The sequence below is a fragment of the Streptomyces spinosisporus genome, from assembly GCF_022698145.1.
Lineage (GTDB): Bacteria > Actinomycetota > Actinomycetes > Streptomycetales > Streptomycetaceae > Streptomyces > Streptomyces spinosisporus.
In genome coordinates, this window is sequence record NZ_JALDAX010000007.1 from 210403 (window position 1) to 224884 (window position 14482).

Below are 14482 nucleotides of genomic sequence, written 5' to 3' on the forward strand. Positions count from 1 at the left end.
CTGTTCACGGGACGTTCAATCGAGCGACAGTTTGGGCGGTCCCCAGTGAGCACACTCGTTTCATGGCGACTGCACAAGCAACCGACAGGAACCCCGGCGAGCTCAAGGACGTCCCCGGCTGGTTCCCGCCGCTGGACCAGCTGCTGTTCACCTGGTTCCTGGAGCGGCAGGAGACGCGGGGCTTCGGGGGCGACCTGGTGGAGCTCGGCGCGTACATGGGCAAGAGCGCGATCCTCCTCGGGCATCACCTCCAGGACGGCGAGAAGTTCACCGTCTGTGACCTCTTCGGCGGCGAGGCGCCGGACGGGGCGAACGCGGCCGAGACGGCGAAGTCGTACTCCTCGCTCACCCGGCAGACCTTCGAACGCAACTACCTGGCCTTCCACGACGCCCTGCCCCGGGTGATCGAAGCCCCCACCTCCGTGATCTCCAAGGAGGTCGAGGCGGACACCTGCCGTTTCGTCCACATCGACGCCTCGCACCTGTACGAGCACGTCCACGACGACATCGGCGCGGCCCGCGACCTGCTGCTCCCCGACGGCATCGTCGTCCTCGACGACTTCCGCTCCGAGCACACCCCCGGCGTCTCCGTCGCCACCTGGGAGGCCGTGCTCAACCGCGGACTGCGCCCGATATGCCTCAGCACCCAGAAGCTCTACGGCACCTGGGGCGATCCCGAGCCCGTCCAGGAAGAGCTGCTGGAGACGCTCAGGGGGCGCGACGACTGCGGTCTGAGCGTCCAGCACGCCGCCGGGCACCGACTGGTCCGCACCCGCGCGCACAAGGGAATGCAGCCGCCGTCCTTCCCGCACTCCCGCTACTACACCGCGCCCGAGCCGCCGCAGCCCGCACCCCAGGGGACGGCGCCCACGAGTGCGCCCGCCCGTCCGCGGCCCCGCCCTAGCTCCCGGGTCCGCCGGATCGGCGCTGACCTGCTGCCCCCGATCGTCACCCGGGCGCTGCGCCGGAGTCTCGCCCGCGGCGCCCAGAAGTCCTAGATCCTGTCCACCAGGCTCTGGGTGCCGAGCACCGAGATCAGCTCCAGCTTCTCGGCGGCCTCGGTACCCGGTTCGGCCGAGTAGACGAGGATGTGCAGATCGTTCTCCTCCACCCGCAGCAGGTCGCAGTCCAGCGTGACCAGCCCCACCTGCGGGTGCTCGATCGTCTTGTGCGAGGCGTCGAGGCGGCCCACGACCCCCGCGTCCCACAGTTCGGCGAACTCCGCACTCTGGACTCGCAACTCCCCGATCATGCGCCGCAGTTGGCGGTCCGCCGGGTAGCGTGCGGAGGTCGCCCGCAGCTCGGCGACCAGGCCCGCATGGAAGGCACGCTGTTCCTCGGGGGTGTGCCGCACCCGGGTCGGCCGGCCCAGGAAGTTGCGCCACACGCCGTTGCGCTCGAAGCCGCGCAGGCCGGAGAAGTCGCCCATCAGCGCCGAGTACATCGGGTTGGCCAGCAGCAGCGTCATGGCCGCGTCGGAGACCGCGACCGGGGTGTCCACCAGCCGGTCCAGCAGCCGCTGGACACTGGGCGTGATGAACTGCGGCACCACGTCGGGGCCCGGTGGCACCAGCTCGGCCAGCCCGTACAGATACGTCCGCTCGTCCCCGGACAGCCGCAGCGCCCGTGAGAGCGCCTCCACCACCTGCCCGGAGGGGTTGGCCGCCCGGCCCTGTTCGAGGCGCGTGACGTAGTCGACCGAGATCCCCGCCAGCAGGGCCAGCTCCTCGCGCCGCAGTCCGCTCGCGCGCCGGTGGCCGCCGACGGGCAGCCCCGCCGCCTGCGGGGAGACCCGGTCGCGCCAGCGCCGCAGCGCCTTGCCGAGTTCCGTCGCCGCCATGCCCCTAGTGAACACCGTGCGCCGTGCCGGTGCCTGGTACCGCCAGTCCCAGGAAGAGGGGACTCCTGGCTGCCCGCAGAGCCGCGACGCAGGCTGGACGCATGACGACAACACTGATCACCGGAGCGAACAAGGGCATCGGCCGCGAGACCGCCCGCCGGCTCGTCGCCGCAGGCCACACCGTCTACGTGGGCGCCCGAGACGCGGAGCGCGGCCGCCGTGCCGCCGAGGAGCTGGGCGCACGCTTCGTCCAGCTCGATGTCACCGACGACGCCACGGTCGACGCGGCGGTCAAGGCCGTCGAGGCCGACGGCGGACTCGACGTACTGATCAACAACGCCGGGATCGAGACCAGGGTCGAGAACAACGCCGTACCCACGGCCGAGACCGTGACCGCCGACCAGATGCGCCACACCTTCGAGACGAACGTCTTCGGCGTCGTCCGTGTCACGCACGCCTTCCTGCCGCTGCTGCAGCGCTCGGCGGCGCCGGTCGTGGTCAACGTCAGCAGCGGTCTGGCCTCGCTGACCAACCTCTCCGACCCCGACCACCCCGCGCACTTCTACCCGGGCATCGCCTACCCGACGTCCAAGACGGCGGTCAACATGCTCACCGTGCAGTACGCGAAGGCGTTCCCGGCCATGCGGATCAATGCCGTCGAGCCCGGCTTCACCAAGACGGACCTGAACGGCAACACGGGCACCCAGACCGTGGAGCAGGCCGCCGAGATCATCGTGCGCATGGCGCAGATCGGGCCCGACGGGCCGACCGGTGGGTACTTCGACATCAACGGGCGGTTGCCCTGGTGAGCCATGGCGGCCGAGTTGCCGTAAGGGCTGCCCAGTCACCCCCTCCGCATTCTCCTTCGCTCAACCCTCAAGACCGCCCCTGGCCACCAACTGCGCGGCGATCACGTTCCGTTGGATCTCGTTCGTGCCCTCGCCGACGATCATCAGTGGGGCGTCGCGGAAGTAGCGCTCGACGTCGAACTCGGTCGAGTAGCCGTAACCGCCGTGGATCCGCACGGCGTTGAGGGCGATCTCCATCGCCGTCTCCGATGCGAACAGCTTCGCCATGCCCGCCTCCATGTCGACCCGGCGGCCGGCGTCGGCCTCGCGGGCGGCGTACAGCGTCAGCTGGCGGGCGGCGGTGAGCTTGGTCGCCATGTCGGCGAGGAGGTTGCCGACGGACTGGTGGCGCCAGATGGGCTTGCCGAAGGACTCACGTTCCTGGGCGTAGCGCAGGGAGTCCTCCAGCGCCGCCCGGCCCACACCGAGGGCCCGGGCGGCGACCTGGAGGCGTCCGGTCTCCAGGCCCTTCATCATCTGGGCGAAGCCGTGGCCCTCCTCGCCGCCGAGCAGGGCGTCGGCAGGGGCGCGGTAGTCCTCGAACGTCAACTCGCAGCTCTCCACGCCCTTGTAGCCGAGCTTGGGCAGATCGCGCGAGACGACCAGGCCGGGGCCGTGCTCCGCGAGCAGGACGGAGATGCCGCGGTGGCCCGGGCTCGCGGTCGGGTCGGTCTTGCACAGCAGCGCGATCAGGCCCGCGCGGCGGGAGTTGGTGATCCAGGTCTTCGCCCCGTTGACGACGTACTCCTCGCCCTCGCGGCGCGCGACGGTCGTCATCGCCTGCAGATCGGAGCCGCCGCCCGGCTCGGTGAGCGCCATCGTCGCCCGCACCGCCCCGGTCGCCAGCCTCGGCAGATACCGCCGCTTCTGCTCCTCGGTGCCGTACAGCACCAGGAGCCTGCACACGACGGTATGACCCCCCATCGCCCCGGCCAGACTCATCCACCCCCGCGCCAACTCCTCGGTCACCAGCACGAAGCACGGCATGGAAACCGGATTACCGCCGTACTCCTCCGGAACGGCCAAACCGTAGACGCCAAGCCCCTTCATCCGCTCGATGAGCCGCTCCGGGTAGGTGTCACTGTGCTCCAACTCCCGGACAACAGGTTTGACGTCGCGGTCGACGAACTCACGCACGGTACCGCCGACGAGACGCTCGTCGGCGGTGAGGATGTCCAGGGTGCTCATGGGGTGGGGCTCCATATCGGGCGGGGGCGGGGGCGGGGGCCGGTGACGATGGTGGGGGTAAGTGGTCGTCCGGGCTGGGCAGTTGACGGGGTTGGATGGCCGGGTTTAGCGATCGGGGCACGGCGTAGCCGTCGGGGTCGCGTAGCTGCACTGATCGAACGCCGCGCGGATCTCCTCACCGTCGGCACAGGTCGACCGCCAGGACGGGTCGGCCCGCGGAAGGCGGACGCCCGGGGCCGGACGTCCCGCCGGGACGAGTCGACGGCCGCGGTCCGACGGTTCTCGGGGATGGCGTGGCCGCCGGGACTGGATGATCTGCTGGGAGGAGTCGACCGCTGGGAGGCGGCGGCTCCCGGGAAACGTCGGCCCGTCGGGAGGGAACAGTTCGCTTGGGTCGGACGGCCGCCGGGGCCGGGTGACCCGCCAAGACGAGTCGACGGCTGCGGTCGGACGGATGTCGGGGATGGCATGGCCCGCCGGGCTTGGATGATCGGCCGGGACGACTGGACAGCGGGAAGGGGGTGACTGTCGGTAAGCGTCGGCCTGTTGGGAGGGAGCGATTCGCTTGGGGCGGGCGGCCGCCGGGACTGGACGACACGCCGGAGGAGTCGACCGCGGCGGTCGGATGGTTTTCGGGGATGACATGCCTCGCCGGGACTGGATGATCCGCCGGGACCAGGCGACCGCAGGGACGGGACGGCCGCCGGCGGCGGAGCTGACCGCCGTCGATGACAGACTGCCGCCACGGTCAGACGACACCGTCGGCGCGCAGTGCATTGATCTCGGTGGGGGACAGGCCGAGGTCGGTGAGGATGGGGTTGGTGTGTTCGCCGATGGCTGGGACGGGGTCCATGCGGGTGGGTAGGCCGGCGAGGTCGGTCGGGGGAGGAGTGCCTGAACTGTTGCGCCCGGGACGGTCACCTCGTGCCAGCGGTTGCGGGCGGAGAGTACGGGGTGGTTGAGGAAGGCTTCGAGGTCGTTGACTCCGGCGCAGGCGATGCCGATGTCCTCCAGGTCCTTGAGGATGTCCTCGGCGTCGGAGCGGGCGAAGCGTTCGGCGATGATGGCGTTGAGCTCGTCGCGGTGTGCGACGCGGTCGGAGCCCGTGGCGAAGCGGGGATCGTCCGTCAGGGCAGGTCGCAGCAGGAAGCCCGTGCACAGGGCGGCCCACTCGCGCTCGTTCTGGATGGAGAACAGGACCTGTTTCCCGTCGGCCGTGGTGAAGGCCCCGTAGGGTGCGATGGTCGCGTGCTGGGTGCCGATCCGGGCGGGCTGACTGCCGCCGTAGCGCGTGTAGTTGGCGGGCTGGCCCATCCACTCCGCCAGCGCCTCGAAGAGGGACACCTCGACGGGATGGACCCGGCCGGTGGTGGCCCGCGTGTACAGCGCGGTCAGGACACCCGTGTACGCATACATCCCGGCGGCGATGTCCGCGACCGAGATCCCGACCCGCGCGGTCTCCTCGGCGGTCCCGGTCAACGACACCAGACCCGTCTGGCACTGCACCAGCAGGTCGTAGGCCTTGCGGTCGGCCCAGGGACCGGTCGTGCCGTAGCCGGAGATGGTGCAGGGGATCAGCCGCGGGTACCGCTCGGTGAGCGCGTCCACACCGAGGCCCAGCCGGTCGGCGGCTCCGGGCGCAAGATTCTGTACGAACACGTCGGCGCCGTCGAGGAGTTGGTGCAGGATCTCCCTGCCACGCGGGTCCTTGACGTCCAGGGTGAGCGACTCCTTGGACCGGTTGAGCCAGACGAAGTAACTGGAGTGCCCGTGCACCGTCGTGTCGTAGCGCCGCGCGAAGTCGCCCTCGCCCGACCGCTCCAGCTTGATGACGCGGGCGCCGAGATCGGCGAGCTGTCGCGTGGCGTACGGAGCGGCCACGGCCTGCTCCAGGCTGACCACCGTGATGTCGGACAGGGGAAGCTCGTGCAAGGTCATGCCTCCTGGCCCTGATAGGCGTGGGTGGGGGTACGGGGAGGGCTGGTGCGGGCGGAACGTGTGCTCTCGTACGCGACAATGGTGCCCCTGGTCCGGCACGTCCCCGGGAGTTCGGTTGCCCCCTTCCGATTCCGCATCCGACGGCTTCGCGGTTCTCGAAGAGACCGCCCGCACCTGGCGCCCGGACGACGTCCGTACGACCGACCCCCTGGACCCCGCCCCGGCGGCGGCCCTCTCCGCCGTACTGGACCTGCCCGCCCCGGCCGCGGCCGACGGTGAGCCGCTGCCCCCGCTGTGGCACTGGCTGTACTTCCTGTCCTGGCCCCGGCGCAGTGCGCTCGGAGCCGACGGGCACCCTCGGGACAGCGGCTTCCTGCCCCCGCTGCCACAGCGGCGCAGAATGTTCGCGGGCGGGCGGCTGGAGGTGGCCGCGCCCCTGACGGCGGGCCGGCCGGCGCAACAGCACAGCCGGGTGAGCCGGGTGGTGCCGAAACGCGGGCGCAGCGGCAACCTGCTCTTCGTCACCGTGCGCAGCGAGTACCGCCAGAGCGGCCGGTTGTGCCTGACGGAGGAACAGGACCTCGTGTACCGCAGCGGGGGCGCGCCGCCCGTACCGCCCGCGGCGGCCCTGGACACCGAGAGCCGTCCGTCCGCGGGCACCTCCCCCTGGCAGCAAGAATGGCGGACCGACCCCGCCCTGCTGTTCCGCTTCAGCGCCCTCACCGCGAACGCGCACCGCATCCACTACGACACCCCGTACACGACCGGCGTCGAGGGCTACCCGGGCCTGGTGGTGCACGGCCCGCTGCTGGTGCTCGCGATGCTGGAACTGGTGCGCCGCGAGCAGCCGGACCGACCGGTGCGCACCCTTTCCTACCGGCTGAACAAACCGGCCTTCTGCGAGGAGCGACTCCTCGCCTGCGGCGGACCGGAGCCCGGAGGGGGGCCAGACGACACCGTGCGGCTGCGGATCGCGAGCCACCGCGAGGATGCTCACGCGGGGGCGGACGTGGGCTTCGCCTGAGCGAAGATGTCCACGGCGTTTGCTGCGTCCACCGCGAGAAGCACAGGACCGCAGGTCACGACCTCCTCCCTGGATCGCACAGCACCATGACGGCGCGCGCGACCAGCTCGCCCGCGCCGCCGAGTTCCTTGCGATAGCGGCCCGTTATGCCGCGTACGGTCTCGGCGAAATCGGGATCCGCGGCACGCCCGCGGGCCGGGGCGGGGAGGTCACGCGCCATGGCGCGGCGGCGTGCGAGGAGCGCGATGATCTCGTCGTCAAGGCGCTCGAGCTGATCGAGCCGCAGCTCCCCCGTCAGTCCGGCCGCCGCGTGGTTCGTCGTCACGAAGGATCTCCGTTCGCCGGCGGGAGCCGGATCACGGCTCCCGTCCTCACTTGTCGCGGTTGGTCCCTCATCACCTTGCCCAGGGCGTCGAGCGGCAACTCCTCGTCCCGCCAAGGCCGGTGATCTTTGTGGCCCGCATCACTGCGGACGCCGTCAGCCCGCCGAGGTGGGCGCGGGTTCGGCGACGGGCTGCCCCGCCCGGTCCCGGCGGGGCAGGAGGAACGGGGTGAGCAGGACGAGCAGTCCGGCGAGCGCGATCGCGGTGCGGGTGCCGGTGATCCCGGCGAGCACGCCCCACAGCGCGGTGAGTCCCGCGGTCGTCCACCTGGTGGCGACCGTCCACGCCGAGAGGGTACGGGCGACCCGGTCCGACTGCGTGTGCGTCAGCCGATAGGTCGCGTACACCGGCCCGAACACACCGCAACAGGTGATGATCCCGAACTCGACGACCATGACGAGCACCAGCCCGGCCGTGCCGGACTGCACGAAAGCAAGCCCGAACGGCCACAGCGCCCGCAGCATCCCGCTGGTGACCAGGACCCGGTGCTCCCCGAACCGCGCGGCGAGCCGGCGTGCCAGCCGTGAGCCGACCAGGCCGCCGAGAGCGGGCGCGGCGAAGGCGAGGCCGTACTGCCAGGGCGCGAACCCGAGGCCGCCGAGCATCAGCACGGCGAGCAGCGGCGAGACCGCCATGATGAGGGCGTTGAACAGGACCGTGTTGAAGAACAGCAGACGCAGCCCGGGATGGCCCAGGATGAACCGCCAGCCGTCGAGGAGACTGCCGGTGCGGGCCGCCTCCTTCCGTACGGGAGGTGTCTCCTTGCCGCCGATCGCGCGCAGCCCCAGCGCCGACAGCAGGAAGCTCACCGCGTTGGCCACCACGGTCATCACCGGGCCGAACAGGCCGATGGCGGCCCCGCCGAGCGGCGGTCCGAGCACGGTGGCGGTCCAACTCGTGCTCTCGAAGCGCGCGTTGGCGACGAGCAGGTCCTGCGCGGGCAGCAGCGACTTGAGGAAGGCGCCGCCGGCCGCGGTGAAGCCGATGTCGGCCGCCGCGACCACGACCGACACAACCAGAAGTTGTACGAAGGTGAGCGCGCCCAGGGCGTACGCCACCGGCACGGTCATCAGCGCCGCGAATCGCACGAGGTCCGCCGCGACCATCACCGGACGCTTGCTGCGGAACTCCACCCACGGTCCGAGCGGCATCGCCACGGCCGCTCCCACCGCGAGCCCCGCGGCCGCCAGCACCGACACCTCGGTCGTCCCGGCGTGCAGAACGAGCACGGCGATCAAGGGAAACGCGTCGAAGGCGAGCCAGGTGCCGGCCGTGCTCACCGCGAACGCCGCCCACAGCCAGCCGAACTGCCGCCCCAGCGACCGTGTGCCCCGCATGCCCACCTCTCCACCGCCCCGCGAACCCGACCGCGACATCAAAGCGGGTCCGGAGGGGGAGGAGCAAACAACCGACTCGCCCGGCAGCCGACAACCACGGGTTGTGGGGCCGTCGACGGGGCGCCGGGACGGCCGTAGGACTGCCGAGGTACGAAGGTGTCCGTGGATCTCGGCAGAATGGGCCCGTGGATCTCGACGCCGTACGCACCTTCGTCACCGTCGCCGACGCCGGCCAGTTCCGGGAAGCCGCCCTCACCCTGTCGGTCACCCAGCAGGCCGTCTCCAAGCGGGTCGCCGCGCTGGAGAAGCATCTGGGGGTGCGCCTGTTCACGCGTACGGCGCGCGGCGCCCTGCTCACCGTCGACGGACAGGTCTTCCTGCCGCACGCCCGCGAGCTGCTGCGGGCCGAGGAGCGGGCCGCCGCCTCCGTGCAGCCCGGCCGTCGTGCGCTGCGCGTCGACGTGATCGGCCGGCGACTCGCACCGGCCGATCTGGTACGGGGCTTCCACCACGCACACCCCGAGGTTGGGCTCGACGTGGTGACGCTCTTCGACGCGGAGGCGGCCGTAGCCGCCGTGCGCTCCGGCACGATCGACGCGTCCTTCCGCGCCCTGACCCGGCCCGCCCGGCAGCTGCCCGACGGGATCGAGGCCGCCCGCGTCCATGACGAGCCCGTCCAGCTGCTCACCGGACCGGGTCATGCGCTGGCGTCCGCCCGCACGGTCACCCCGGCGCAGCTGGCAGGCCACCGGATCTGGATGCCCGGCAATGTCGCGGGCACCGAATGGTCCGCGTTCTACGACGACCTCGCGGCCGAGTTCGGCATCGTCATCGAGGTGACCGGCCCCGACTTCGGCACCGAGCCGCTCCTCGACACGATCGCGGACTCCCCGCAGCTGGCGACCTTCGTCGGCGAGCAGACGCGGGTGCTGTGGCCCGCCGACCACGATCTGCGGCGCATCCCGGTGCACGGTCCGACGCCGGTGTATCCGCACTCGCTGATCTGGCGGGGCGACAACCCCCACCCGGCGCTGAGCGCCCTGCGCGCCCACCTCGGTTCCCCGGACACGGACCGGGACACATGGACACCGAAGTGGGCGCGGTGAGGGCGAACGAGATCCCTGCTGCGGTCGGTCAGTTGAGGGTGTCGGGGTCCGGGCCGGTGCGCAGGCCGCGGTCGAGGGCGGCGATCTGGGACATCTCCTCGTCGTCGAGGGCGAAGTCGAAGACGTCGATGTTCTCGCGGATCCGGGCGGGTGTGACGGACTTCGGGATCACGACGTTGCCGAGCTGAAGATGCCAGCGCAGCACCACCTGGGCGGGCGACTTGCCGTACCGCTCGGCGATCTTCGTCAGAGCGGGCTCGCCCAGCACCGCGCCCTGCGCGAGCGGGCTCCAGGCCTCGGTGGCGATGCCCAGCTCGGAGTGCAGGGCACGCAGTTCACGCTGCTGCAGTCCGGGGTGCAGTTCGATTTGGTTGACGGCCGGAACGAGCGCGGAGCCCTCCAGCAGCCGGCGCAGATGGGCGGGCTGGAAGTTGGAGACACCGGCGGCCCGGATCCGTCCGTCGGCGGCCAGCTTCTCGATGGCCTGCCAGGTCTCCCGGTACAGGTCGCGGGCCGGGGCGGGCCAGTGGATGAGGTACAGGTCGACGTGGTCCAGGCCGAGCTTGGCCAGGCTCGCGTCGAAGGCGCGTAGCGTGGCGTCGTACCCCTGGTCCGCGTTCCACAGCTTGGTGGTGACGAACAGGTCCTCGCGGGCGATGCCGGAGGAGGCGAGGGCGGCGCCGACGCCGGCCTCGTTGCCGTAGATCGCTGCGGTGTCGATGCTGCGGTAGCCGGCCTCCAGGGCGGCGCTGACCGCGGCGGTGGTCTCGGCGTCGGGGACCTGGAAGACACCGAAGCCGAGCTGGGGGATCTCGACGCCGTTGTTGAGGGTGACGGTGGGGACGGTGGGGGTCATGTGGGGTGCTTCCTTACGTCGATCAGTCGATCAGTCGGTCAATGGGTTACGTGGTGGCCGGGTGCATCGGTGCCGAGTGGATCGGTGCCGGGTGGATCGGTGACGGGTGGATCACCGGGTGCATCACCGGGTGGATCAGTGGCAGGCGGTCGCCGGAACCTGCTCCGCCGGTGCGGCCTGTGCCACGACCCGTCCGGTCGGCCGGGTGCGCCGGTCGAGTGCGGCGGCCAGGAAGGAGAGAAGCAGCGCCGTACCGGAGAGCAGGGCGCCGACCCAGTTCGGTGACGTGTAGCCGAGCCCGGCCGCGATGACGACGCCACCCAGCCAGGCGGCCAGTGCGTTGCCGAGGTTGAACGCCCCGATGTTCGCGGCGGACGCCAGGGTCGGCGCGGCCGAGGCCTGGTCGAGTACCCACTTCTGCAGCGGTGGCACCGTGGCGAAGCCCAGCGCTCCGATGAGCGTCAGCGTGATCGCGGCGAGCACCTTGTCGTGGGCGGTCGCCGTGAACAGCAGCAGCGCCAGGGACAGGGCGCCGAGCGCCGTGAACAGCATGGGCATCAGCGCACGGTCGGCGAACCGGCCGCCGACCAGGTTGCCCAGGAACATGCCGGCCCCGAACAGCACCAGCAGCCAGGTGACGGCGCCGGACGAGTAGCCGGCGATGTCGGTCATCATCGGCGTGATGTAGGTGATCGCCGCGAAGACACCACCGTAGCCGAGGACGGTCATCGCCATCGCGAGCCAGACCTGGACGTTGCGGAAGGCGGCGAACTCGACGCGTATGTCGGCGGACTCGGGCCTGCCCATCTCGGGCACCAGCTTGGCCACACCGAGCAGGCCGACGATGCCGAGCGAGGCGACACCGGCGAAGGTGACGCGCCAGCCGGCGGCCTGGCCGATGTAGGTGCCGAGCGGGACGCCCACGATGTTGGCGACGGTCAGGCCCGTGAACATCAGGGAGATCGCGGAGGCCTTCTTCTCGGGCGCGACCAGATTGGCCGCGACCACGGAACCGATGCCGAAGAACGCGCCGTGCGCGAGCGAGGCGACGATCCGGCCGGCGAGCATCAGGCCGAAGGTGGGGGCGAGCGCGGACAGGGTGTTGCCGAGGACGAAGAGGCCCATGAGGAACATGAGCATCTTCTTGCGGGAGACCTTGGTGCCCAGGACCGTCAGCAGGGGAGCGCCGAAGACCACGCCCAGGGCGTAGCCGGAGACGAGCCAGCCCGCGGTGGGGATGGAGACGCCGAAGTCGCCCGCGACCTCGGGCAGCACGCCCATGATCACGAATTCCGTGGTGCCGATCCCGAAGGCCCCGATGGCCAGGGCCAGGAGGGCGAGAGGCATGGGGAGTACCTTCCAGGCGATTGCGTGTAACGCTTACGAGCGTCGACAATAGTTGCAGGCGCGGGATAAATGCAAGCGCAGTGAACGTCTGAGGCGGGTATCACGTGTCTGCAATCATCTGGACATACGGAAGCCCCCGCCGCGAGATGCGAGATGCGAGCGGGGGCTTCGTCGTCAGGCGGGCACGCGGAGCGTCTCCACCGCCTTGACCAGCGGGGCGAGCTCCGGGTTCTGTGCGGCCGCGTCCAGGGCCTCGCGCAGGGCGGACTCGTTCGTCGGGCGGGCCTCCTCCAGGAGTTTCAGGCCGGCCTCGGAGACGTTGGTGTAGATGCCGCGCCGATCAGTGGGGCACAGGTACCGGCTCAGCAGCCCGCGGTCCTCCAGGCGTGTGACCAGGCGCGTGGTGGCGCTCTGGCTCAGTACGACGGCGTCGGCGACCTGCTTCATCTGCAGATGTCCGCCCTCCCCGTCGTGCTGCCGGCTCAGGACGTCCAGCAGGGAGTACTCGCGCACGCTGAGGTCGTGCTTCGTCTGCAGGGCGCGCTCGATGTGTGCCTCGATCCTGCCGTGCAGCAGCGAGAGGGCGCACCAGCCCTGGGCGAGGGCGGTGAGCGCCGGATCGGTCGCGGTCATGGGCCTGGGTCCTCCGTCCCGGGTGGGTGCCCTCCAGGATAGGCCACTGGCGAAATTGTCGGCGCTGGCATGTATTGCGCGTACGCAAGCTGTGTCCGGTCGCGGCCATCGGCCTGCGGCTGATACACCCAAGGCATGGCAGACGACGAATCCGCGCGCTTCGCGGCAGGGCAGTCGGCGCTGGTGGTGCCCGTGCCGGAGGCCGAACCCCGGGTACGGGACCTGCGCAACCGCTTCGACCCCGCGGCCCGGGCCGGCGTACCGGCGCACATCACCGTGGTCTTTCCCTTTCTGCACGGCTCCCTCGTCGATGCCGCGACCTGCGCCGCCCTGGACGAGATCTTCGGGCGGCACCAGTACTTCGACGTGCGGTTCGACAAGTGCGGCCGCTTTCCCGGGGTGCTCTACCTGGCCCCCGTGCCGGACGATCCTCTCCGCCGGCTCACCGACGCGGTCGTCGCACGGTGGCCCGAAGTCCGGCCCTACGGCGGCAAGTACGAGCCCCATCCGCATCTGACGGTGGCCCAGGGGCAGGACGACACCGTCCTCGACGAGATCGAGTCCGAGCTGCAGCCCGCTCTCCCGTTCACGGCCCGCGTGCCCACGGTCGACCTCGTGGTCCACAACGGCACCGCCTGGCAGCACCGGGCGTCTTTCGCGCTCCGGTAGCCGGTCAGCCGCATAGCCGGTCAGTCGGTCCCCGAAAGGGCGCTGCATACGACGCTTGACTTCGAGAGCGGGTGCTTGACTTCGAGAGCGCTCGAAGACCTAGCGTCGGCCACGACCGAAAGGGTCCGCGCGAACGGAGAACGGCATGCGGGTGGGCGTACACATCAACCGGTTCGACCACAGCGGCGGCGGACCCGCCCTCGGCGCCGAGCTCGCCGCTGCGGGCGCGGCGGCCGAAGCGGCGGGGGTCAGCTGGCTGTCGGTCATGGACCACTACTTCCAGATGGAGTCCAACGGCGGCGCCGAGGCGCCGATGCTGGAGGCCTACACGACCCTCGGCTATCTCGCGGGCCACACCTCCACCGTCCGGCTGGGCGCACTCGTCACCGGCGTGACCTACCGGCACCCGGGACTCCTCGCCAAGATCGCCACCTCGCTCGACGTCCTGTCCGGCGGCCGCGCCACCCTCGGCATCGGCGCCGCCTGGTACGACCGCGAGCACGAGGGGCTCGGCGTGCCCTACCCGCCGCTCGCCGAGCGCTTCGAGCGACTGGAGGAGACGCTGCGGATCTGTCTGCAGATGTGGGACCCGCAGGCGAACGGCCCGTTCGAGGGCAAGCACTACCGGCTCGCCGAGACGCTGTGCGTCCCGGCGCCGGTCAGCGACCCCCACCCCGAGATCATGATCGGCGGGGGAGGGGAGAAGAAGACGCTCCGCCTGGTCGCCCAGTACGCGGACGCCTGCAATCTGATTCCCTCCTCCGCCGACGAGGCCGGGCACAAGCTGGATGTGCTGCGCCGGCACTGCGACGACCTGGGGCGTGACTACGACCGCATCCGCAAGACGATCGCCTACACGGGCCGGGCCGCCACCGATGGCGACCTCGACGCCTTCATGCGGGACATCGCCGGCTACGCCGGGCTGGGCATCGACACGGTGATCCTCTCCCCGCGCTTGAGTGAGCCCGCGGCGTGGATCGAGAGTTTCGCGGCCCCGGTCGTTCAGCGCCTGGCCCAGTCGGACTGAGGCTCGGCGGGGCGGCTGCGGGAGATGATGCGCATTCCGCAGCCGTCCTCCACGCGGACCTGCAGCGAGCCGCATCCGCACCGGGTCCACACGGTGCTCCCGGAAGCGGTGCCGTGCCGCGACACGACCCGGAACGGCTCGGCGCTGTCCGGCCAGCCGCAGTGCGGGCAGCGGGCGCCGGTCGTGCTGATCATGGCAACTCCTCGTACGTGCTGACTGGTTGGCCGTCGCGACACATCAAGGGTGCAGCCGTACGTTCGTTCACGTCCAGGTTGACTTTATGGAC

Annotated in this window: 14 protein-coding genes and 1 pseudogene; 6 read left to right on the forward strand and 9 right to left on the reverse strand. The window is 70.9% G+C overall.

The window, feature by feature from the left end; translation table 11 throughout:
- Nucleotides 1-62: 62 nt before the first annotated feature.
- On the forward strand, nt 63-998 hold the full coding sequence (locus tag MQN93_RS20425) for a class I SAM-dependent methyltransferase (RefSeq protein ID WP_242710681.1): 936 nt from the start codon (nt 63-65) through the stop codon (nt 996-998).
- Here MQN93_RS20425 and MQN93_RS20430 read toward each other — a convergent pair.
- Entirely contained in the window at nt 995-1840 is an 846-nt protein-coding gene (locus MQN93_RS20430; RefSeq protein ID WP_242710682.1) for a helix-turn-helix transcriptional regulator, read from the reverse strand. The two genes, MQN93_RS20425 and MQN93_RS20430, sit on opposite strands and share 4 nt — an antisense overlap.
- A gap of 101 nt (nt 1841-1941) precedes the next feature.
- On the opposite strand from MQN93_RS20430, the gene MQN93_RS20435 reads away from it, so the two are divergent.
- Nucleotides 1942-2649, forward strand: coding sequence for an SDR family oxidoreductase (locus MQN93_RS20435; protein WP_242710683.1), 708 nt, complete (start codon nt 1942-1944; stop codon nt 2647-2649).
- Nucleotides 2650-2709: 60 nt separating this feature from the next.
- On the opposite strand, the gene MQN93_RS20440 is transcribed toward MQN93_RS20435, so the two are convergent.
- Both MQN93_RS20440 and MQN93_RS20445 read right to left on the reverse strand, forming a co-directional pair.
- Nucleotides 2710-3876 carry an acyl-CoA dehydrogenase family protein gene (locus MQN93_RS20440; protein WP_242710684.1) on the reverse strand — a complete coding sequence of 389 codons (1167 nt, stop codon included), beginning with the start codon at nt 3874-3876 and terminating at the stop codon, nt 2710-2712.
- Nucleotides 3877-4624: 748 nt separating this feature from the next.
- Nucleotides 4625-5814: pseudogene (locus tag MQN93_RS20445) on the reverse strand (CaiB/BaiF CoA transferase family protein).
- 115 nt (nt 5815-5929) lie between these two features.
- On the opposite strand from MQN93_RS20445, the gene MQN93_RS20450 reads away from it, so the two are divergent.
- Nucleotides 5930-6838: an HTD2 family dehydratase gene (locus tag MQN93_RS20450; RefSeq protein ID WP_242710685.1), complete on the forward strand. Its 909-nt coding sequence runs from the start codon at nt 5930-5932 to the stop codon at nt 6836-6838.
- Nucleotides 6839-6893: 55 nt separating this feature from the next.
- Here MQN93_RS20450 and MQN93_RS20455 read toward each other — a convergent pair whose 3' ends face one another.
- Both MQN93_RS20455 and MQN93_RS20460 read right to left on the reverse strand, forming a co-directional pair.
- The gene (locus MQN93_RS20455) at nt 6894-7163 is read right to left on the reverse strand and encodes a hypothetical protein (protein ID WP_242710686.1); all 270 of its coding nucleotides are present in this window, start codon (nt 7161-7163) and stop codon (nt 6894-6896) included.
- Nucleotides 7164-7316: 153 nt separating this feature from the next.
- Nucleotides 7317-8558 carry an MFS transporter gene (locus MQN93_RS20460; protein ID WP_242710687.1) on the reverse strand — a complete coding sequence of 414 codons (1242 nt, stop codon included), beginning with the start codon at nt 8556-8558 and terminating at the stop codon, nt 7317-7319.
- Between the two features lie 185 nt (nt 8559-8743).
- On the opposite strand from MQN93_RS20460, the gene MQN93_RS20465 reads away from it, so the two are divergent.
- Nucleotides 8744-9664 carry a LysR family transcriptional regulator gene (locus MQN93_RS20465; protein ID WP_242710688.1) on the forward strand — a complete coding sequence of 307 codons (921 nt, stop codon included), beginning with the start codon at nt 8744-8746 and terminating at the stop codon, nt 9662-9664.
- 28 nt (nt 9665-9692) lie between these two features.
- Here the strand turns inward: MQN93_RS20465 and MQN93_RS20470 are convergent, their stop codons facing one another.
- From MQN93_RS20470 to MQN93_RS20480, 3 genes are all read right to left on the reverse strand, one after another.
- Nucleotides 9693-10520 (reverse strand): aldo/keto reductase, encoded by an 828-nt coding sequence (locus MQN93_RS20470; RefSeq protein ID WP_242710689.1) that lies wholly within the window; start codon nt 10518-10520, stop codon nt 9693-9695.
- Nucleotides 10521-10655: 135 nt separating this feature from the next.
- Nucleotides 10656-11867: an MFS transporter gene (locus MQN93_RS20475; RefSeq protein ID WP_242710690.1), complete on the reverse strand. Its 1212-nt coding sequence runs from the start codon at nt 11865-11867 to the stop codon at nt 10656-10658.
- Nucleotides 11868-12041: 174 nt separating this feature from the next.
- Nucleotides 12042-12500 (reverse strand): MarR family winged helix-turn-helix transcriptional regulator, encoded by a 459-nt coding sequence (locus MQN93_RS20480; RefSeq protein WP_242710691.1) that lies wholly within the window; start codon nt 12498-12500, stop codon nt 12042-12044.
- A 135-nt stretch (nt 12501-12635) separates the two neighbouring features.
- On the opposite strand from MQN93_RS20480, the gene MQN93_RS20485 reads away from it, so the two are divergent.
- Together MQN93_RS20485 and MQN93_RS20490 are read left to right on the forward strand one after the other, a co-directional pair.
- Complete coding sequence (locus tag MQN93_RS20485; protein ID WP_016430861.1) at nt 12636-13169, forward strand: 2'-5' RNA ligase family protein; 534 nt, start codon at nt 12636-12638, stop codon at nt 13167-13169.
- Nucleotides 13170-13314: 145 nt separating this feature from the next.
- Complete coding sequence (locus tag MQN93_RS20490) at nt 13315-14196, forward strand: LLM class F420-dependent oxidoreductase (RefSeq protein WP_242710692.1); 882 nt, start codon at nt 13315-13317, stop codon at nt 14194-14196.
- On the opposite strand, the gene MQN93_RS20495 is transcribed toward MQN93_RS20490, so the two are convergent.
- The gene (locus MQN93_RS20495; protein ID WP_242710693.1) at nt 14172-14390 is read right to left on the reverse strand and encodes a hypothetical protein; all 219 of its coding nucleotides are present in this window, start codon (nt 14388-14390) and stop codon (nt 14172-14174) included. The genes MQN93_RS20490 and MQN93_RS20495 overlap by 25 nt on opposite strands.
- Between the last annotated feature and the right edge of the window lie 92 nt (nt 14391-14482).

Coding starts and splice junctions, on each gene's coding strand:
- MQN93_RS20495 (WP_242710693.1), bottom strand. CDS start 14,390: ATGATCAGCACGACCGGCGCCCGCTGCCCGCACTGCGGCTGGCCGGAC.
- MQN93_RS20475 (WP_242710690.1), bottom strand. CDS start 11,867: ATGCCTCTCGCCCTCCTGGCCCTGGCCATCGGGGCCTTCGGGATCGGC.
- MQN93_RS20480 (WP_242710691.1), bottom strand. CDS start 12,500: ATGACCGCGACCGATCCGGCGCTCACCGCCCTCGCCCAGGGCTGGTGC.
- MQN93_RS20440 (WP_242710684.1), bottom strand. CDS start 3,876: ATGAGCACCCTGGACATCCTCACCGCCGACGAGCGTCTCGTCGGCGGT.
- MQN93_RS20485 (WP_016430861.1), top strand. CDS start 12,636: ATGGCAGACGACGAATCCGCGCGCTTCGCGGCAGGGCAGTCGGCGCTG.
- MQN93_RS20490 (WP_242710692.1), top strand. CDS start 13,315: ATGCGGGTGGGCGTACACATCAACCGGTTCGACCACAGCGGCGGCGGA.
- MQN93_RS20460 (WP_242710687.1), bottom strand. CDS start 8,558: ATGCGGGGCACACGGTCGCTGGGGCGGCAGTTCGGCTGGCTGTGGGCG.
- MQN93_RS20435 (WP_242710683.1), top strand. CDS start 1,942: ATGACGACAACACTGATCACCGGAGCGAACAAGGGCATCGGCCGCGAG.
- MQN93_RS20425 (WP_242710681.1), top strand. CDS start 63: ATGGCGACTGCACAAGCAACCGACAGGAACCCCGGCGAGCTCAAGGAC.
- MQN93_RS20430 (WP_242710682.1), bottom strand. CDS start 1,840: ATGGCGGCGACGGAACTCGGCAAGGCGCTGCGGCGCTGGCGCGACCGG.
- MQN93_RS20470 (WP_242710689.1), bottom strand. CDS start 10,520: ATGACCCCCACCGTCCCCACCGTCACCCTCAACAACGGCGTCGAGATC.